This window comes from Chryseobacterium gotjawalense (assembly GCF_030012525.1).
Lineage (GTDB): Bacteria > Bacteroidota > Bacteroidia > Flavobacteriales > Weeksellaceae > Kaistella > Kaistella gotjawalense.
This window is the reverse complement of sequence record NZ_CP124855.1, coordinates 2,233,884-2,253,571: the sequence shown is the minus strand read 5'-3', so window position 1 is coordinate 2,253,571 and position 19,688 is coordinate 2,233,884. Positions and strand designations below refer to the sequence as shown.

Annotated in this window: 19 protein-coding genes; 7 read left to right on the top strand and 12 right to left on the bottom strand. The window is 36.3% G+C overall.

Annotation, left to right across the window (positions count from 1 at the left end):
* Positions 1–71: 71 nt before the first annotated feature.
* The gene (gene miaE / locus QGN23_RS10280; RefSeq protein WP_282904219.1) at positions 72–650 is read right to left on the bottom strand and encodes a tRNA-(ms[2]io[6]A)-hydroxylase; all 579 of its coding nucleotides are present in this window, start codon (positions 648–650) and stop codon (positions 72–74) included.
* A gap of 158 nt (positions 651–808) precedes the next feature.
* Here miaE and QGN23_RS10275 point away from each other — a divergent pair, with 158 nt between their 5' ends.
* Positions 809–1,054, top strand: a complete 246-nt coding sequence (locus QGN23_RS10275) for a hypothetical protein (RefSeq protein WP_282904218.1) — start codon at positions 809–811, stop codon at positions 1,052–1,054.
* Positions 1,055–1,091: 37 nt separating this feature from the next.
* Here the strand turns inward: QGN23_RS10275 and QGN23_RS10270 are convergent, their stop codons facing one another.
* Positions 1,092–2,183 (bottom strand): acyltransferase family protein, encoded by a 1,092-nt coding sequence (locus tag QGN23_RS10270; protein ID WP_282904217.1) that lies wholly within the window; start codon positions 2,181–2,183, stop codon positions 1,092–1,094.
* A 202-nt stretch (positions 2,184–2,385) separates the two neighbouring features.
* On the opposite strand from QGN23_RS10270, the gene rplU reads away from it, so the two are divergent.
* Together rplU and rpmA are read left to right on the top strand one after the other, a co-directional pair.
* Complete coding sequence (rplU, locus tag QGN23_RS10265) at positions 2,386–2,814, top strand: 50S ribosomal protein L21 (RefSeq protein WP_133439209.1); 429 nt, start codon at positions 2,386–2,388, stop codon at positions 2,812–2,814.
* 26 nt (positions 2,815–2,840) lie between these two features.
* Entirely contained in the window at positions 2,841–3,098 is a 258-nt protein-coding gene (gene rpmA, locus QGN23_RS10260; protein WP_133439210.1) for a 50S ribosomal protein L27, read from the top strand.
* Between the two features lie 261 nt (positions 3,099–3,359).
* On the opposite strand, the gene thiL is transcribed toward rpmA, so the two are convergent.
* On the bottom strand, positions 3,360–4,418 hold the full coding sequence (thiL, locus tag QGN23_RS10255) for a thiamine-phosphate kinase (protein ID WP_282904216.1): 1,059 nt from the start codon (positions 4,416–4,418) through the stop codon (positions 3,360–3,362).
* Between the two features lie 31 nt (positions 4,419–4,449).
* Positions 4,450–4,989: an acyl-CoA thioesterase gene (locus tag QGN23_RS10250; protein WP_282904215.1), complete on the bottom strand. Its 540-nt coding sequence runs from the start codon at positions 4,987–4,989 to the stop codon at positions 4,450–4,452.
* Between the two features lie 196 nt (positions 4,990–5,185).
* Here QGN23_RS10250 and QGN23_RS10245 point away from each other — a divergent pair, with 196 nt between their 5' ends.
* Positions 5,186–6,400 (top strand): BaiN/RdsA family NAD(P)/FAD-dependent oxidoreductase, encoded by a 1,215-nt coding sequence (locus QGN23_RS10245; RefSeq protein WP_282904214.1) that lies wholly within the window; start codon positions 5,186–5,188, stop codon positions 6,398–6,400.
* Between the two features lie 65 nt (positions 6,401–6,465).
* Entirely contained in the window at positions 6,466–6,783 is a 318-nt protein-coding gene (locus QGN23_RS10240; RefSeq protein ID WP_282904213.1) for a bacteriophage spanin2 family protein, read from the top strand.
* Positions 6,784–6,844: 61 nt separating this feature from the next.
* Here the strand turns inward: QGN23_RS10240 and uvrB are convergent, their stop codons facing one another.
* From uvrB to QGN23_RS10225, 3 genes are read right to left on the bottom strand one after another with little or no spacing between them, the layout of a single operon-like run.
* Positions 6,845–8,836 (bottom strand): excinuclease ABC subunit UvrB, encoded by a 1,992-nt coding sequence (gene uvrB / locus QGN23_RS10235; protein WP_282904212.1) that lies wholly within the window; start codon positions 8,834–8,836, stop codon positions 6,845–6,847.
* A 39-nt stretch (positions 8,837–8,875) separates the two neighbouring features.
* Positions 8,876–9,169, bottom strand: a complete 294-nt coding sequence (locus QGN23_RS10230; RefSeq protein ID WP_282904211.1) for a type II toxin-antitoxin system YafQ family toxin — start codon at positions 9,167–9,169, stop codon at positions 8,876–8,878.
* Positions 9,156–9,422, bottom strand: a complete 267-nt coding sequence (locus QGN23_RS10225) for a hypothetical protein (protein ID WP_282904210.1) — start codon at positions 9,420–9,422, stop codon at positions 9,156–9,158. The genes QGN23_RS10230 and QGN23_RS10225 overlap by 14 nt, the downstream gene beginning before the upstream one ends.
* A 300-nt stretch (positions 9,423–9,722) precedes the next feature.
* Between QGN23_RS10225 and QGN23_RS10220 the strand changes: the two genes are divergently transcribed.
* Both QGN23_RS10220 and QGN23_RS10215 read left to right on the top strand, forming a co-directional pair.
* Positions 9,723–10,964 (top strand): PQQ-dependent sugar dehydrogenase, encoded by a 1,242-nt coding sequence (locus QGN23_RS10220; RefSeq protein ID WP_282904209.1) that lies wholly within the window; start codon positions 9,723–9,725, stop codon positions 10,962–10,964.
* 52 nt (positions 10,965–11,016) lie between these two features.
* Positions 11,017–11,529 (top strand): DUF6646 family protein, encoded by a 513-nt coding sequence (locus QGN23_RS10215; protein ID WP_282904208.1) that lies wholly within the window; start codon positions 11,017–11,019, stop codon positions 11,527–11,529.
* Between the two features lie 112 nt (positions 11,530–11,641).
* Here the strand turns inward: QGN23_RS10215 and QGN23_RS10210 are convergent, their stop codons facing one another.
* The 5 genes from QGN23_RS10210 to QGN23_RS10190 form a co-directional block, all read right to left on the bottom strand.
* Positions 11,642–13,765: an elongation factor G gene (locus QGN23_RS10210; RefSeq protein WP_282904207.1), complete on the bottom strand. Its 2,124-nt coding sequence runs from the start codon at positions 13,763–13,765 to the stop codon at positions 11,642–11,644.
* 194 nt (positions 13,766–13,959) lie between these two features.
* Positions 13,960–17,040, bottom strand: a complete 3,081-nt coding sequence (locus QGN23_RS10205; protein ID WP_282904206.1) for a T9SS type A sorting domain-containing protein — start codon at positions 17,038–17,040, stop codon at positions 13,960–13,962.
* A 64-nt stretch (positions 17,041–17,104) separates the two neighbouring features.
* On the bottom strand, positions 17,105–17,695 hold the full coding sequence (locus QGN23_RS10200) for a hypothetical protein (RefSeq protein WP_282904205.1): 591 nt from the start codon (positions 17,693–17,695) through the stop codon (positions 17,105–17,107).
* A gap of 243 nt (positions 17,696–17,938) precedes the next feature.
* Positions 17,939–18,526: a hypothetical protein gene (locus QGN23_RS10195; protein WP_282904204.1), complete on the bottom strand. Its 588-nt coding sequence runs from the start codon at positions 18,524–18,526 to the stop codon at positions 17,939–17,941.
* Between the two features lie 98 nt (positions 18,527–18,624).
* Complete coding sequence (locus QGN23_RS10190) at positions 18,625–19,212, bottom strand: hypothetical protein (RefSeq protein ID WP_282904203.1); 588 nt, start codon at positions 19,210–19,212, stop codon at positions 18,625–18,627.
* Positions 19,213–19,688: the final 476 nt, after the last annotated feature.

Sequence of the window (19,688 nt, the reverse complement as noted above, 5' to 3'; positions counted from 1 at the left end):
CGCGGTGCTCGTAATCATTAGAAAATTCAGATGTAAAAATACGTAAATTTCTGATGGTTTTACTAAAAATATTAACCGTGAATGGTTTCTTTTTTCCCATAAGATTTAATGATTTCTGCTTCATAATCGAGCCATTCTTCCCAGCGCTGATTTACCTTTTCAACATCACCCAACTGTCTTGCAAAACCAATAAAAGTAGTATAATGTCCCGCTTCGGAAATCATCAGTTCTTTATAGAAGGCTTTCAGTTCTTCATCTTTAATATTCTCTGTTAATACCCGGAACCGCTCACAGCTTCTGGCTTCAATCATGGCAGCAAAAAGCATTCTGTCGATAATATATTCCTTGCGGGTTCCCTGAACAATGAATTTGAATAACTGTCCTACATAATCATCTTTGCGTTCCCGGCCGAATGTATAACCCCGTTTTTTTATAATTTCGTGAACCTGCTGAAAATGCTCTAATTCTTCCTGTGCAATTTTCAAAAGCTCCGTAACGATTTCAGGGTATTCCGGACACATGGTGATGATTGTAATCGCATTCGTAGTGGCCTTCTGCTCACACCAGGCGTGATCGGTAAGGATTTCCTCTAAATTTCCTTCTGCAATATTTGCCCATCGGGGATCGGTCAAAAGTCTCAGTTTAAACATCTTTTCAATTTTTGGGTAAATTTAATGAAATAAAAAGCAGTGGATTAAACTCTTGGAAATTATTAAAAGAGACTAATAATTAAATTTAAACTGAACTTAATTGCTAAATATGGCACAAATGTTGAATTATCAATAATAACATTAAAAAACAAACTATTATGAGCACCGTATCTTTAAAAAACCAACTCAACAAATTCGGAATTCTGATGCTGACTTTCTTCTTTAGTGCATTAGCTTTTGCACAGGAAGCTACAAAAACGCCTAATATGGACGTGAATGTTACCACCACTAAAACAACGACTACCGAACAATGGTATACCAATCCGATCTATTGGGTTATTGGAGGACTGTTCGTCATCATCCTTATTGCGATCATTGCAAGAGGCAACGGTAGAAGAGATTAGTTTTCCTTATCTGAAAAATCAATTGGCTGTTTCGGTATTAAACCGAAGCAGTTTTTTTTCGTAAAAATTCAAGAATTTTCCAGCCAACAGCGTCCAGTTTTTTTAATCCTTTGGCAATAATAAGAGCCAACAAAATATTGACACCAAATATAACGGCTACCAAAATCCACCACGGGAAATATTCTTTCAGCGGAACAACCAGAAAATAAATAACTGAGGAGCTCATTCCCTGTGCGAAATAAAAGAAAATAGCGTTCTGCCCGATATAAGTAAGGAAGTTGTTTTTTTCAATTTTCAGTCGGTTGTATAAAACAAACAGGGTTAATAACGAAAAACTGGCCCAGAAAACATACAGTAATTTCGGTGGAAATTTCGCTTTATTCATTTTCAAAAATAATTCTTCCCCATAATTCCAAAATAGAAAAGCTAAGATAAGAAGTAAAATTCCATATAAAAAAGGAAATACTTTGGCTGGGATTTTCTTTCCTTTGAATTGATGAGCAATTAAGAATATTCCTAAATATAACGCCACATAGCCAACTTGTCCTGATGGATAATAGTGCGGAAATACATTAAAAATTAAAGTTAAGCCCAAACAAATTCCAATAAACCAATTGATATGTTTTGGAAAAAATCTCAGAATTAAAACACCAAGCACCGTTAAAATAAAATACACTTTTAAATACCAGAAACTGCCCATCACTACCGGAAAAGTATCGGCATTGGTATATTGATGAAGATACCAATTGCCCAAATTTTGCCATTGCGGAACATCAGAAATACTTTGCGGAACGTATTTGGAACCGAATGTGGAATAAAAATCTTTCATCCAATCTAAACCGAAGACATTTAACCCAAAAACTTTAAATAAATAATCGAGAAAGAAAAGAAAGGTCACGAAAATCATATAAGTGATCTGCAGTTTCACCAACCGATATAGCGTTTTTTCGATATTTGCACCGGAAGTTAAACCACTTAATGCGTAAAACAAAGGAACATCTATGAGCAAAGACAGAACGCGCAATTCTGTAGGAACATAGTATTGACCGGACCAAAATACGGTGTGGATGAAAATAATGGCAAGCGTCGCGAAACCCTTTGCAAAATCAATGTATAAATCTCTTTTCATAGTTTATTTGAAAATCAAATTTAAATAAAAATAAGATCAAAAAATCTTTCTTATTTTAAAGGAAAGAGTTTAAGAAAGATAAAAATTTAATTATCTGAATGTTATCTGTCAAAAATAAATGAAAATTGTCATTTTGATTGTGGATAACTCAGAAATATTTACTATTTTTGCACCTCGAATTAACTAACAAAATTTATAAACAATGTTTGCAATTGTAGAAATAGCAGGGCTTCAATATAAAGTTGAGCAAGACCAAAAGTTGTTTGTAAACCGTTTGAAAGGCGATAAAGGAGGAAAAGTTTCTTTCGATAAAGTTCTTTTAACTGTAAACGGTTCTACAACAATCGGCGCCCCAGCTGTAAGCGGTATCACTGTTGATGCTGTAATCCTGGACCACTTAAAAGCTGATAAAGTAATCATCTTCAAAAAGAAAAGAAGAAAAGGATACGAAAAGAAAAACGGTCACAGACAGTCTTTAACTCAAATTCAAATTACTGGAATCACTGGTTTCGACAGTAAGAAAGAAGAGAAAAAAGCTGCACCGAAAGCTAAAAAAGAAGCAGCAGTTTCAGAAGAAGCGCCAGTTGCTAAAAAAACAACCAAAAAATCAGACAGCGAAACCGCTGAATAATTTTAACCAAAAAACCTTAAAATAAAATGGCACATAAGAAAGGAGTTGGTAGTTCCAAGAATGGTAGAGAATCGCATTCCAAGAGATTGGGAGTTAAGATTTTCGGAGGACAAGAAGCTATCGCCGGTAACATCATCGTGAGACAAAGAGGTACTACTCACCACCCAGGTGAAAACGTAGGAATGGGTAAAGACCATACTTTGCACGCTTTGGTTGCAGGAAAAGTAGTTTTCAGAAAGAAACAAAACAACAGATCATTCGTATCTATTGAACCAAACGCTTAATTAAAAAGTGTTTTAAAATATAAAAAGTCCCAGTCAGAAGATTGGGACTTTTTTGTGATCTGTTATTCTGAAATTATTTGAGGAATAGATAAAACTTAAAAAGCCTAAATGCTTTTAAACAAACAGGCTTTTTAATGAGTTGCATTTTGCATACTGCAATTTCCACAGGAAATCTTAATGTTCTTAATTCCTTAACTAAAACTTTATGGTAAAAATGAATTTTAAAATTCTTTCATTTTTTCTTTAGGTTTCGTCTGCGATTTACTGTCCTTTATTCAGGAAAGCATCCCAACCTTGCGCGTTCAAAGCAACCAGTTCACCGCTTCCTCTCGCTACCAAATAATTTCCCTGTTCTAAATCTACCGCATGACCGATAATGGTAAAGTCCGGATGGTTTCTGATTTTTTCGAAATCAGCCGGCGCGATTGTAAATAATAATTCATAATCTTCGCCGCCGTTCAGCGCACACATTACAGGATTTAAGTTCAATTCTTCTGCCGTAGAAATCGTTAGAGAATCCATCGGGATTTTTTCTTCGTAGATTCGGAAGCCCACTTTACTCTGATCCGATAAATGTAATGTTTCAGAAGACAAACCATCAGAAACATCAATCATAGAAGTCGGTTGAATATCCAGTTCTTTCAGTGTTTTCTTAATGTCAGTCCGTGCTTCCGGCTTCAGCTGTCTTTCGAGAATATAATCATAACCTTCCATTTCGGGCTGCATATTTGGATTGGCCAGAAACACAGAATGTTCTCTTTCCAAAATCTGCAAACCCATATAAGCGCCGCCCAGATCGCCTGTTACGACCAACAGATCATTAGGTTTTGCGCCGCTTCTTTTAATTAAGTTTTCAGAATTTTCAAGCCCAATTGCTGTAATGGTAATCACAAGTCCAGATGTAGAACTCGTGGTGTCTCCGCCTACCAAATCGACTTTGTAATGCTTGCAGGCCATATAAATCCCGGCATAGATTTCCTCTAAAGCCTCTACCGGAAAACGGCTCGAAACCGCCAGTGAAACAAGGATTTGAGTGGGCGTAGCATTCATTGCGGCAACATCGCTCAAATTAACGACAACCGCTTTGTATCCCAAATGTTTCAACGGAACATAGCCTAAGTTGAAATGAACGCCTTCTGCCAAAACATCAGTAGATACGACTACTTTTTTTCCTTCAGGATTTATTACCGCGCAATCGTCACCTACTGAAACTTCTGTAGAAGGATTTTCAAAACTAAAGTTTTCGGTAAGATGTTTTATGAGCCCAAATTCTCCATATTTGGAAATCGGAGTTAATTCAGGATTTTTATCTTCTAACATTATATTTATAGATTTAATGAGGTTTTAGAAATTATTGCTCGATCTGTTGATCTTTATCTTTTTTCCAGGTAAAGGTATTTCTTTTATGAAAAGGTTCTACATTTTCCGGTTTGAAAGGCAAATCTTTTAAGTCCTGTCTTGTCAAAGTTTTTACGTGTTCGCTTTTGAATTCATTCATCACTTCCAGCACATCATCGGGTGGTGTTGTCGATTTTCTCAACATCGTATCAATCCAAACTCCTGTGGCTTCGGCAGTTGCACAATGGGTTCCGTCTGGCAGATAAAATTTATGAACAAACTGGTAAATACTTGCATCGTCAGACATTCCAGCGATTTCCAAGGAAACAAACACCGTTTGATCCGCATAGATTTCTTTAAAAAAAGAATACCGCTCATGCAAAATTACAGGTCCAATTCCCCATCGGGTCAATTCTTTCAAGCCCATTTTATGCGAATTCATGAACGCCATTCTGGTTTGCGCGCAATACATTACGTAAGAAGAATTTGCAAGGTGCCGGTTCGCGTCGATATCGCCCCAGCGAACTTCGAATTTATAATGATAATCAGACATTTTTTTAATTTTTTGTTTGAGGTCCTGCTCTGAAAGTCCAGAGCTCACAGATTTTGCCTCGAAAGAAGCATTATTTATAATTTTCAAAAATAAGCATTAATGATGGTTTAGAAAAATGGTATTTTTGCAACTCATTAGTAAAAGCCGGTAAAAAACGTTTCTTACTCCCAAATTCAATTGCCTTATTTCTTCCATTATGACAAAAAAGAAAATCATCATTATCGGTGGCGGTGCAGCAGGATTCTTCTGTGCAGCGAATCTCGACGAAACCCAGTTTGATGTAATCATCCTCGAACAAAATTCTGATGTTTTGCAAAAAGTGAAGATTTCCGGTGGCGGAAGATGCAATGTTTCGCATGCCTGTTTTGATCCAAAAGAATTAGTGCAGTTTTACCCGAGAGGAAATAAAGAATTATTAAGTGTTTTTCATAAATTTCAACCGGGAGACACCATGGAATGGTTTGAACAACGAAATGTTTCGTTAAAGATTGAAAATGACAACAGAATTTTTCCTGAAAGCAATTCCTCGCAAACGGTTATCGATACATTAGTGGATGAAGTTTCCCATAAAAATTTTCAGATTCATTCGAAATCGGTTGTTTTGGAAATTGTACAGAAAGAAAATCAATATTTAATTACAACCAGCACCAATAGCTATCTTGCTGATTTTGTTATTTATACAACCGGAAGTTCTCCCAAATCATTGAAAATGATTCAGAATCTCGGTCATAAAATCGTAGAGCCGGTTCCGTCTTTATTTACTTTTAACATTAAAAATGAAACCTTAAAAGATTTAATGGGAACAAGTTTTCTTCATGCAGAAGTCGCTATTCCCCAATTAAAAATGGATGAGTCAGGACCGATGTTAATTACTCATTGGGGACTTTCCGGTCCGGCCATTTTAAAACTTTCGGCATGGAAGGCGCGAGAACTTGCCAATTTAAAATATCAGTTTGAAATCGTCGTTAATTTTTTAGGAGTCGATTTAGAATCTGCTGAGGAAACTTTTAAAAACTTCCGGCAGGATCATCCTAAAAAAACCGTTGGAAGTTCGAAAATATTTGATATTACAACCCGTTTTTGGCATCGGATTCTTTGGTTGTCGAAAGTAGATTTAGATAAAAATATTTCTAATATTTCCGGTCAGGAACTGCAGAAAATCCTGCAACATCTTTGTGAGAATAAAATGAAAGTCAATGGAAAGTCAACGTACAAAGATGAATTCGTGACGGCAGGTGGAATCGATTTAAAAGAAATTGATTTTAAAACCATGAAATCTAAACTGCTTCCTAACTTTTATATAGCCGGAGAAGTTTTAAATATCGATGCAGTTACCGGTGGATTTAACTTTCAGGCGTGCTGGAGTGAGGCTTGGCTGATTGCCCAAGATTTAAACTCCCAGCCGTTTTAAAATCAGATAAAATCAGGCGGCGGTAAACATTAATTTTATTAAATTTGAACAAATTAAAAAATAGAATGAAAAACATATTTGCTTTTGTCTTATTTCTTATCATGTTGACTTCCTGCCAAACCCGCGTGGTAAGTATGCAGAAACCACTGAAAAACAACTCTCTGGAACTGTACCAGAAATATACCGTTCAAACGAATGACGCCAAAGTGATTAAGCTTGAAGTTTTAAAATTAGACGATGAAAATATCTACGGAAAATTAAAATCCGGAGAAGATGTTATTATAAAAAAGATCGATGTTCGCGAAGCTAAAAAATTGGATTTATTTTCTTCGATAGCACTTGCGCTGGCTGCGATTGTGGCAGTTATTATTGTACCGATTTAATCGATAAATTAACAGATAAAAAAGGAGTGAATTTTAAATGTTCACTCCTTTTTTTGTATCTTTAAGCTTTCAGCGCATTGATCTCATCTCTCAATTTGGCCGCTTTGATAAAGTCCAAATTCTTGGCGGCGGCTTCCATGGCTTTTTGTTTTTCAGCCACTAATTTTTCGATGTCATCACTGCCGTATTTGGCTTTCTGTTCGGCAACCTCCTGCAAAATTTGTTTTTGGGTATATTTTTCATCGGGAAAATCTTTACTTCTTCCCACCAAAATCTCGGATATTTTTTTATTCAAAGCAGTCGGAACCTGGCCGTGCTTTTCATTGTATTCAATTTGTTTCCCCCTTCTATAAAGCGTTTCATCAATGGTTGCCTGCATTGATTTCGTCATCTTATCGGCATACAAAATCGCTTTTCCGTTTAGATTCCTGGCGGCTCTTCCCACGGTTTGCGTCATCGATCTTCGGGAACGAAGCATTCCTTCTTTATCGGCATCTAAAATAGCGACCAGAGAAACTTCCGGTAAATCTAAACCTTCTCTCAATAAATTGACACCGACCAAAACATCAAACAAACCAACACGCAGATCCTGCATAATCTGAATACGGTCCAGAGTTTCGACATCCGAGTGAATATACCGCGTTCTGATGCCGAACTTAGTAAAATACTTGGTTAATTCTTCTGCCATTTTTTTGGTCAAGGTCGTCACCAAAGTCCGCTCGTCAACTTCCGCCCGTTTTTGAATTTCTTCCATCAAATCATCAATTTGATTTAAAGAAGGCCGAATTTCAATCACAGGATCCAGCAAGCCTGTCGGACGAATTAGCTGCTCTATATATTCGCCACCACTTTTTTCAAGTTCGTAATCGGCAGGTGTTGCAGAAACGTAAATCACCTGATTCTGAATTGCTTCAAATTCTTCAAATTTCAGCGGACGGTTATCCATCGCAGCTGGAAGACGGAAGCCGTGCTCCACCAAAACTTCTTTTCGGCTTCGGTCGCCGCCATACATCGCGTGAACCTGTGGAATCGTAACGTGGCTTTCATCGATCACCATTAAATAATCTTTAGGAAAATAATCCAGCAGGCAGAATGGTCTGGAACCCGGTAATCTGCCGTCGAAATAGCGCGAATAATTCTCTATTCCGCTGCAGTAACCGAGTTCTTTCATCATTTCTAAATCGAGTTCGGTGCGCTCCTGCAGGCGTTTTGCTTCGTAAGGTTTTTCAATATCATTAAAGAAATCAACCTGTTTTACCATGTCATCCTGAATTTCGCGAATGGCATTTACCTGAGTTTCTTTCGAGGTTACAAAAAGGTTTGCAGGATAAATTTTAATATCATCGAAATTGTCCATTACATTTCCAGACAAAGGATTAAAACTTTGAATAGTCTCGATCTCGTCACCGAAAAACTGAATCCGAATTGCATTATCCGCATACGCCGGAAATACATCGACAACATCACCTTTCACCCGGAATGTTCCGCGTGTAAATTCATTTAAAGTCCTTGCATATAAAGCATTAACTAGAGAATGGAGTAAAGTGGTTCGCGTTATCTTTTGATTTTTTTCAATGGAAATCAGCGATTTTTCAAATTCCACAGGATTTCCGACTCCATAAATACAGGAAACTGAAGCGACGATTAAAATATCTCTTCTCCCGGAAAGCAAACTTGCTATGGCAGAAAGCCGTAGTTTTTCTACTTCTTCATTGATGGATAAATCTTTTTCAATATAAGTATTGGTTGAAGCGATAAATGCTTCCGGCTGATAATAATCGTAATAAGAAACAAAATACTCCACGGCATTATTTGGGAAAAACTCTTTGAATTCCATGAATAATTGTGCGGCCAAAGTTTTATTATGTGCCAGAACCAAAGTTGGTTTCTGCGTATTGTTTACCACATTGGCTACTGTAAAAGTTTTCCCGGAACCGGTCACTCCCAGAAGCGTTTGGTATTTCTCACCGATTCCCAGACCTTCAGTCAGTTTTTTGATGGCAGTTGGCTGATCGCCTGTAGGTTTATATTCCGATTGAAGTTTAAATTCCATGGTGCAAAAATACGGAAAAGAAAGGAAGCAATACTTATTTTACATTTTTAGAATTTCAGTATGTGAGCCAATTCTGATGAGATGAATTTGCTTATTTTCCTCATCGAACTGGAGCCAAATCAAAAGTAAATCTGGCAGAATATGACATTCCCACTGATTTTTATAATTGCCTTTCAACAGATGTGGTTTTTTCGATTGTGGAATTCCGCTAACACCGAAATTCTCCAGCAGAAGCAAAACGATTTCAATTTCGGCAAAAGCATTTTTATCCTGTAGATATTTTTTTAAATCTTTTTTGAATTGCCCCCGGTAAATTAATTCATAGTTCTTCATCCCGCAATTCTTCTAAAAATTGTCGAACATCTGAAATTACTTCAAAATCTTTTGATTTATTCTTAATCATTTCCTGCACTTCTTCTATCGCCGCGACGGTGTCTTCATTGGGTTCGAAATATTCTGAACTTTCAAACAGAAGGGTTTCGATATAATTATTTACACTGCGGTTTTCTTCTTTTGCTTTTTTTTGCAAATGGGCGTATAAATTCTTACTTAGTCTGATCGATGTTAATTTTTTTTCTTTTATCATGATTGTATTTTTATGTATATTATTTGTAATACAAATGTAATACAAATAATATTATTATATCTAATTCTTTTGATTGAAGTGATTATCTTTCTCAAACAAATTTTGGGCTGCACCGAAATCTGTTGGTGAATGTGGTTTTTCCTGAGATTCAAAAAAGAAAATTTATTTTTGGAGAATACAAAATGAGAAACAGATACTGTTGATTTTTTTTAAACATTCTTTCTGATCGGAATATAAAATTTTTAGCGGAATAATCTTTGTACTTTTAAAAGCCTGAATATTAACTAAATCTGCATTATTATGAAATCCTTGATCTTCAAAACCTCTTCCCTTTTGGCTATTTTCATTATAACATCCTGCAATGGAAACTCCACAACTAATTCTATTAAAAATGATACGATTACTCAAAATAAAACGCTTCCCAATCCCGAAACCACAAAAAAGAATTCTCCGGGATACCGACCGGCTTTTGTAGGACAAACCAGAACTGCAGGCATGAAAACTTCAACTCCTTACCGGGTCGAAATCATTAATAAAGATTTAGGAAAACCTTGGGGAATAACCAATCTTCCTGACGGCAGATTCTTAATTACAGAAAAATCAGGTTTTATGAATATTGTTTCCGCAGATGGAAAAACGACTTCTAAAGTTGAAGGTTTCCCTGCTGTTGATGCAAGAGGTCAGGGCGGATTACTGGATGTTGCTCTTGATCCTGATTTTAAAAATAACAGAATGATTTACTGGACGTTTTCTGAACCAGCCGCCGGCGGAAATCACACTGCTGTCGCGAAAGGAAAACTTTCCGCTGATGAAAAATTGATAGAAAAACCACATATTATTTTTAGAGCAACCCCAACTTATGATGGTAAACTGCATTACGGGAGTCGTCTGCTTTTTGACAAGGACGGAAATCTTTTTGTCAGCACCGGCGAACGTTCAGATTTAGCAACAAGACCTTTAGCACAAAACACGATGGCTTATTTAGGTAAAATTTTAAAAATTACTAAAGACGGAAAACCCGCGTCTGGAAATCCATTTATTGGAAATTCAAAATATAAACCTGAAATCTATTCGTACGGTCACCGAAATCCACAAGGTTTAGCGATGGACGAGAAAGGGCAACTTTGGGAATCAGAAATGGGTCCAAAAGGAGGTGATGAAATCAATCTGATTCAACCCGGAAAAAATTACGGCTGGGGAGATGTCACCTACGGAATTGAATACAGTGGCAAAAAAGTTGGGGCGGGAATTCAGCAAAAACCGGGAACGGAACAACCGGTTTATTATTGGGATCCATCGGTTTCCATGAGTGGGATTACCTTCTATACGGGAAATATTGGTGAATGGAAAAACAATCTCTTTTTAGCTTGTTTGAGCGGTGAGAAAGTGATCCGTTTGGTGATTAAAGCCAATAAAGTTGTGGGCGAAGAATGGTTGCTGGAAGATCAGAATGAGCGTTTTCGCGATGTGCATAACGGACAGGATGGAAACCTCTATGCCATTACTGACAGCGGGAAACTGTACAGGATTTCAAAGAAATAAATAAAAACGGAAAAGCTTACCTTTGCACCCGTTAAAATTTAACAGAGAAATTATGAAAAAAATGTTTTTGGCTGTACTGACAGCAGTTTTCGGAATGGCAAATGCACAAACGGATGCGTTCAGAGGAGCAGGTGACACGCGTTACCAAATTGGGATGAATATTCAGGATGGAGGAACAGGGGTGATGACATCGCTGGATTATGGTTTAGGCGAAAGTTTCTCGATTGGAGCACAGGCAGGATATTTATTGGGAGCTAAAGAAGCTGATGGTTTTAGCAAACCTTCTTTTGGCGACCGCTTCGACATTAAAGCCAGATTTAACGCCAATCTTGGCGGCGTTTTAGGATTGCCGCAAAATATAGATGTTTATCCCGGGCTTAATTTAGGTCTGAAAAACTTCGGCGGTCATGTTGGAGCGAGACTATTCTTTGATAAAGGATTTGGCGTTTTTGCAGAGGCACAGTTCCCTTTCGCAAAATATAATGACAAAGACAAAGTATATAAAAATTTGAACAACCAGTTTCAGATGAATGTTGGAGTATCTTTTGATCTTTCAAAAAAATAATATCGGAATACTGATATCGCAAAAAACCTCGGCTTTCGTCGAGGTTTTTCTTTAAAAATAATTTTATTCATCAATTCAATTGGCTCTTTTTACTTTTGTATTGGTTCTTACCTTAGGCTTCTTCCAGTTGTGAATGTTTTTTAATTAAATTCTGCTGAACATTTGGCGGAACCAATTGGTATTCCGAAAATTTCATGGTGAATTTCGCTCTTCCTCCGGTAATGGAGCGCAAAGTAGAACCGTAATCATGAAGTTCTGCCAAAGGTACTTCTGCTAATATTTTCTGATAATGACCTTCCGAATCCATTCCTGAAATAACGGCGCGTCTGGTTTGCAAATCTCCCATAACATCGCCGGTATCTTCGTCCGGACAAAGGATTTCTACGGAATACATGGGTTCCAGAAGTTGAGGATTCGCCTGATGAAACGCCTGTTTAAAAGCACCCGCAGCTGCAAGCTGGAAAGAAATATCATTGGAGTCTACGCTGTGCATTTTTCCGTCATAAATGATTACCCGAATGTTTTGAGAACGGGATCCCGTCAACGGACCTTCGTTCATCTGCTGCATAATTCCTTTTTTAATGGCTCCGATATAGCGGTTATCGATGGTACCGCCGACGATACACCAATAAAAAGCCAGTTTCCCGCCCCAGGGTAAATCTTCAATTTCTTTTTGTCGGATATTAAAGCCGGTTGGTTCATCCATTCCGTCGTAGAAATTTTCAACTCTCATGTGAATTTCACCAAACTGACCGTTACCGCCAGATTGCTTTTTGTGGCGATAGTCGGCATCTGCTTTTCCGGTGATGGTTTCCCGATAGGAAATTTTAGGTTCTGCAAAATTCATCTTCACGCCGAAATCATCCTGTAGCCTTTCTTTCACCAAATCGAGATGCAATTGCCCTTGCCCATGAAGAATCGTTTGTTTCAGTTCAGCGGACTGTTCTACTTTCAAAGTTGGATCTTCTTCCTGAATTTTATGCAAAGCCGTCACCAGTTTTTCCATATCGGCTGCGGCATCGGTATAAATCGCTTTTCTGATCCGGCTTTCCGGAAATTCCATCGGACGGACTTTTCGGTTTACCCCTTTTGTATTTAAAGTATGATTCGAACGCGCGAATTTTAATTTCACGGTCACGCCTAAATCGCCCGCTACCAATTCATCAACAGGAATCCGGTCTTTTCCCTCGGCGACAAATAATTGCGAAATCCGTTCTGTTTCGCCATTTTCAGCATTAACCAATTCATCGCCAGGTTTTAATCTGCCACTTAATACTTTAAAATAAGAAATCATCCCAACTTGTGGTTCAGAAATCGTTTTATAAATAAAAACCGTTGTTTTATCATCAGAGTTATAAGAAACTTCGTCGCCATTTTCCAGTTTTCTGGCAGGTCTTTCAGCGGGTGAAGGAGCGATGTCATCTAAGAATCCCATCAGCCGGCCACTTCCCATATCTTTTAAACCGCTCGTTACAAATACTGGAAAGAACTGCTGTTTTGCTAAAGCCAACGTAATCCCTTTTGCTAATTCTTCTTCGGAAAGATAACCTTCTTCGAAATATTTCTCCATTAAACCTTCTTCGTTTTCAGCGGCGATTTCTACCAAAGCATTGTGCATTTCGTTGACCCGGTCGATTTCACTGTCGGGAATTGGTTTTTTCTCTGGTTTTCCGCCGTCTGCAGGAAATTCGTACATCACCATTCTTAAGGTATCAATAATCGCATTGAAATTTGGACCTGAGTTATAAGGATATTGGATGGGAAGCTGTTTGTTTCCGAACCGTTCTTTTGCCTGTTCTAAGGTTTTCTCGAAATCGGCTTTCGGATGGTCCATTTGGTTGATGACGAAGATGGCGGGAGTCTGATATTTCTCTACATATTCCCAAACGAGTTCGGTTCCCACTTCTACGCCGTTGGCTGCATTCAGCACGATAATCGCGGTGTCTGCAACTTTTAAAGAAGATACTACTTCGCCGATAAAGTCATCGAATCCCGGCGTATCAATCATATTGATTTTATTATTCCGCCAGTTGACGAACATTTGATGAGAAAAAAGTGTTTTTCCTTTTTCATGTTCCAAATCAGTATTGTCGCTCACCGTGTTTTGCCCTTCTACACTACCACGGCGCTTAATCGCCCCGCCTTCGTACAACATGGTTTCAATCAATGTAGTTTTGCCACTGTCGGAATGTCCGAGCAAGACCACATTTCGTAGATTTTTGGTATTAGCACTCATAATATTTGGTTTTAATAATTTAAGGATAATACTAAAAAGGAAATGTCTAGCACTTGATTTTTAGGGAGATAAAGTTACAAAAGATTTAAACTTGTTTTGAAAAATTTAAATTGAAAAACAAATGACATTTAACATTGTTGCAAAAAAAAACAGACAGAAAATTCTGTCTGTTTAAGAAGGTTGTGAGAAATTTTTTAATGTTTAATAAGAGTTTGATTGATAATGACCTGATTGTCTTTCTGAATGTTTACGACATACATTCCTGTTGGGAATGAACTTAAATCGAAAGTATCGCCTGTTTTTAAAATGACGATGATGCCCAAGCTGTTGGCTACCGTTATTTGATATTGATCACCTTGTCTTGAAGTCACCGTTTTGTTGGATAAGCATGGAGGTTCAATTACTCTTAAGACGGAATAGCTATTGGAGGTTTCGCCATCTTTAACAAGATTGTATATTTCGCAAGGCAGTGCAGGAGGAGGCATTATTGTTGTAAAGAATTCAGTTGTTCCGCAGGCGTTGGTTGCTTCTACTTTTATATCCATCGTCCACGAGTTATTATCGCCCATTGCCCATGCTTCCGGATTGTTTTGCATGGCAAATAATCTGACATGTGAAGGGTTTGCGGAAACTTTCGTCCATTTAATATTGGTGATGCCTTGTGATTCTATTGGATGATTTACTCCACCATCTAAATAGAAATGGGATTCGTTATAATAAGTTGGGTCATCTATTTGGGTGACATCAAAGAAAGGTTTTCCTATCCAGATCTTTTTAGTGAACGTTTGCCCGTTTTGAAATGTTGCGGTGAGTATCACAAGCCCATTTGAAATTCCTTGTAGGGTAACTGAACTTGCTGTGGAAGAAATTATTTGGGCGTTTGTGTTGCTTAAAGACCAAGTGGGGGTGCTTGGAAGTTTGCAAGGATCTGGAAAACTATAAGTGCTTGTAGAATTTTCACAAATTATATTCGAGCCATTGAATTGGGTTGATTCTATAGGAAAGTAAGGATCCTGTATGCCCTCTGTTATTGATTTAAGTAGCCAATTAACCATGTTTGGAGTAAAAGAAACATGTTCCATATTAAAGTTTTCACCATAAAAGCTATCGAACCTTGTTTGACCACTACATGATATATTTTTTGTGATAGGTTGATACCAATCCGAGAAACCGCTGGTGTCTAACGCAGAATGCATCGGAATGAAAGTTTGAGGTATAATTATGGCTTCTTTGGTAGACGGAATTACTCTATCAATAATTAAGTTTTTATCTGTGGTTAAAGCGGGAAGAATAAACCAATTACCAAAGGAAATGGGAAAAGAAAAAGCATTAGTCCCTTCCAAACTGGCATTAACTTGCTCCTTTAAATCATTTGCGGAATTTGTATTCCCTCCTGGAACAGCATCCATACTACCATTACTGTCCCAAGCAGAAATTATTGTAGTGGTATAGTCTATGTTGCTAACATTTTTATCAGGATTTCTCCCTTGGTTCTGAACTAATAGTAAACTTTCGCCTTGGTTGGACATATAATAATTATTGACCCTGAAAATTCTTTTTCTACCTACTCTAATTCCTAATAATCTGATTTTGGCACTTGCTTTTATATGTAAAAAATTTTCTTTTGGATTTACATTTTTAACTCCACTTAAAGAGCCGTTTGTAATTGCAATGTTCTTAATACCATACGAAACCGGAAAGCCATCCGAACCAGCCACTCCGTTATTTTTAACATAAGCTAAGAAAGTGGTATTGTTTTGATTCTTGTAAGGGAAGCCATCATTTTTCACAATGTCTATGAGCATCTGTTCTGCTGCAGGTGAATGAAGTGTTTTTGTAAATTGTTCGTCAGCGCTATTTTGTTTTAACATTTTTGCAAAAAACCAAATATCTTCTTGTATTGCCAGTGGAATATTTGCTCCTTGATGAGGACTGTCCATAGAAACCCATACTTTTGTATTGTGATTAATGCCTTGTTTTTCCAAATATGCCAATGCATATCTTGTAATAAGACCACCCATACTCGGACCCACCACTACTAATTTTTCTGAACTACTAACCGTTTGTAAATCTGAATTAATTTTCTGAATAAAAGACGCAACAGTATATGCGTTTCTTACAATATCATCTGCTCCAGCGCAGATTACTTCGGAGTTGGGATTGTTTTGTATTTTGTTATAATAGGGGAGATTAACCAATATAACATCAAAGTTTTTTTCATTTAGTTTGTCGATTAGCGAGCCTTCACTATATTCCATTAATTTTGATAAAGACCCGTAAGTTTCAATTTTCATACCTTCATATTTGCATCTATCATCCTCGTAACAATCATTATAATCAATTCGCCTTTTATCACCCGGATCAAAACCATCTACGATGATAATTGGCTTTCTGATGTTACAAGTGCTGTTTTGATTTCCATACCAAATTTTATATTCAATTTCGCCTTTTACTCCCACTGCATCTGCAATTGTAGAACGATGTTTCAAAAGGGATGAAATACTGCAAGATTCAGTTTTTTTTGATAATAGTACACTATCTGTTTTCTTGCTTAGCAATATTTCTGAATAAGTTGTAATTTGACTGCCATTTTCTAATGTTGTTCTAAAGCTAATTTTTTGTTTTTGTACTCCAGAGGTAGGAATGTTGACAGAAACGGAGGGTTGGATTAAATAATCAGTTATTAGGTTTCGCCATACCCCATCCCCAAAATCAGCATCTAATTTTTTAACATTATTTATATACTGATAAAATTGTGAAGCATCAATTTTAAAATTATAGGAGTTACTTAAACTGCTGAATGCAGGAAATAAGGGAGATATTACAAGTAAATCTTTCTCTATAAAGTTTGGGACGGAACTATTAATAGGATGAAATACATTATTAATAAGTTGGAGATTACCATTGCTATTATCTTCTTCATCATAATTAAGATAAGAAGATTTTACACTTAAAATACCAATAGGTATTTCATTTGCGGTGTTGCAAATTTGGATGAAGTCAGGAAATGAATTCTGATTGGTAAAAATATTGTTCGAAGCCATGTTTAGCTCAGTAAGAGCTTGCTGAAAATGATCCGAATTACTTGTGTTGTATTCTGGATAATTAAAATTGTAGAGATCTGCAAATATCGGTGCTTTGTCTAAAAGCACTTTTTTCGGAGATGTTCCGCTTACAGGAGTGTATATTTGTGATAAAGCAATGTCCCAATTAAAACTTTGACCATAAAGGATTTGAAGACCTAACAAGAGAATTAGCGAATATATTTTTCTCATAATTTTTTATTGATTTTGTGGTTAATTATTTTTATTGAAAGCGGTAATGTTTGCAATTTGTTACTTATGGGAATTTATAGTCATTGATGGTATTTTTATTAAAATCAAATCTTCCTTCCGTAATTTCCAATTTGTCATTTGCGTCGGAAACATTTTGTAATTTACCTGAAAATACGCCGCTGATAACATTATTATCATTTTTAGTGATAATTATTGATCCACTATTGGGAATTGCGTTGTATTGTTTTTTCAACGTTGTAGTTTCATATATAAGATATCCTATTGTTATTCGACCTTGAGGGTTGTTCTGATCCTGTCCGTTCAACATATATTCTTTTGAGGTTATTCCTTTGGGGTCATTTATACGAAGGATTATCCTCGTAAGATTTACGTTATCAAGACTTACTAAAGGTGAAAATGTTTTGTTCTCATCATAGGAAAAATCATCCCAAACCCCATTGTAAGTTGGATATCCAATATTGGATAGATCATTCTTAGAAGATTTTGGAGTATAGGCTTTTCCGTTTATTTTCACACCAAAAGTATTTTTTCCAGATTGTGTGGCTTCGGGAAGAGTATTTGGGTCTGCATCGCGGTCTTTGCAGGAAGAAAAAAGCCCTATACAAGCTAAGGCTAAGAAGAGTAGAGTTTTCATAAAAAGATATTTTTTTTGGTTGATTATAAAGATATATTAATTTTATAATTCCACAATAATTATTTAAACTATAGGTGTTTTCGTAATAAACACAGATAAACAACACAAAATATTGAATAAAATCTTTGTTTTGAAATGATTTTTACTTTTGATGAAACTGCTATTTACTAATGACGGTTATACGAAAGGAAGAGGATAGATTTAGATCAAAAATCTAAAAAAGTAGAATTATTTTTTTCATATTTACAGTGTTTTATAATTAAAATCAAATCTTCCGTCGGTAATTTCAATTTCTTCATTACCATTCTGCTCTTTAAGTTTTCCATAAAAAGTTCCGGAACATCCATTTAGATCAAATCGTGAAATTGTTACTTTACCAGAATTATTAAAACTGCCATAAGTTTTCCATTCCCCTGTTGCGGGACTCTTTGCGATACATCTTAGGTATGAATTAAATGGTTGATTATTGTCGTCGAAGTAATAAGCGTTGTCAAATATATAATCACCAACACCTATTACTGAAAATTTATACATATAAATCTCAACGTTTAAAAGATTTTTTAAATTTGTTTGTCGCAATGCTGATATTTTATTTGAATGATTCGGCGTATCAATATAATATCCGTAAAAATGTATTGGCTTTTCAACTACTGTCGAACCAATGGCTTTGGTTGGGATAAAGACAACGCTATTTAGTTTGCAGCCGAATGTATTGGCGCCAGATTGGGTTATTGGCGGCAGTGTGTTATCTGAAGGAACATCTACGTTGGTGGCTCGGTCGCAACCGAGAGATAAGATTCCTAAAAGTGTGGTGTAAATAATTGTTTTCATTTTTTTGGTTTTAAAACTTAGATAAAGTTAAATGATATTTTTGCGACGAGGATAGATTTAGATCAAAAATCTAAAAAAGTAGAATTATTTTTTCATGTTTATAGTGTTTTATAATTAAAATCAAATCTTCCGTCGGTAATTTCAATTTCTTCATTACCATTCTGTTCTTTAAGTTTTCCATAAAAAGTCCCGGAACATCCATTTATATCAAACCTTGAAATTGTTAGTTTACCTGAATTATTGTAACTGCCATAGGTTTTCCATTCTGCTGTTGCGGGACTTTTTGCAATACATCTTAGGTATGAATTAAAAGGCTGATTATTATCGTTGAAATAATAAGCGTTATCGAATATATAATCGCCAACACCGACTGCTGAAAATCTATACATATAAATCTCAACAGTTAAGAGGTTTTTTAAATTCGTTTGTCGCATTACTGACATCCGACTAGACTGATTCGGAATATCAATATAATATCCATAAAAAATTATTGGCTTTTCAACTACTGTTGAACCAATGGCTTTATTCGGGACAAAGACAACGCCGTTTAGTTTGCATCCAAATGTATTAGCGCCAGATTGGGTAATTGGTGGAAGCGTGTTGTCTGAAGTAACATCTACGTTTGTGGCTCGGTCGCAACCGAGAGATAGGATTCCTAAAAGCGCAGTGTAAATAATTGTTTTCATTTTTTCGGTTTTAAAAAGTAGAATTATTCTTTCATGATTACCGTGCTTTTTTTATTGAATCTAAGATATGTGTTTTTTTAATATTCCGTAATAATAATTTTGAATTATAGATATTTTCGCAATAAAAACAGAAAAACAACACAAAATATTGAGTAAGATCTTTGTTTTGAAATTATTTTTACTTTTAATGAAACTGCTATTTACTAATAATGGTCACACGAAAGGATTGACTTCGTCAAATTTCATTTCGTGTCTTTACTTTGTATTCTATCAATAAATGATTTTTAGTTACACGACAAAGGTAGATTGCGGATGGTTTGAAAAATATTGGCGTTCCGAAATCTTCCGAAATCTTCTCTTTTGGTAGGCGAAATGTTGAATTTGGAGTGGTTGGCTTCTGGCTGGCTTCTGGTTGGCTTCTGGCTGGCTTCTGGTGTTGGGGTGGTGTTGGGTATAGACTGTGGTGGGACTATGGT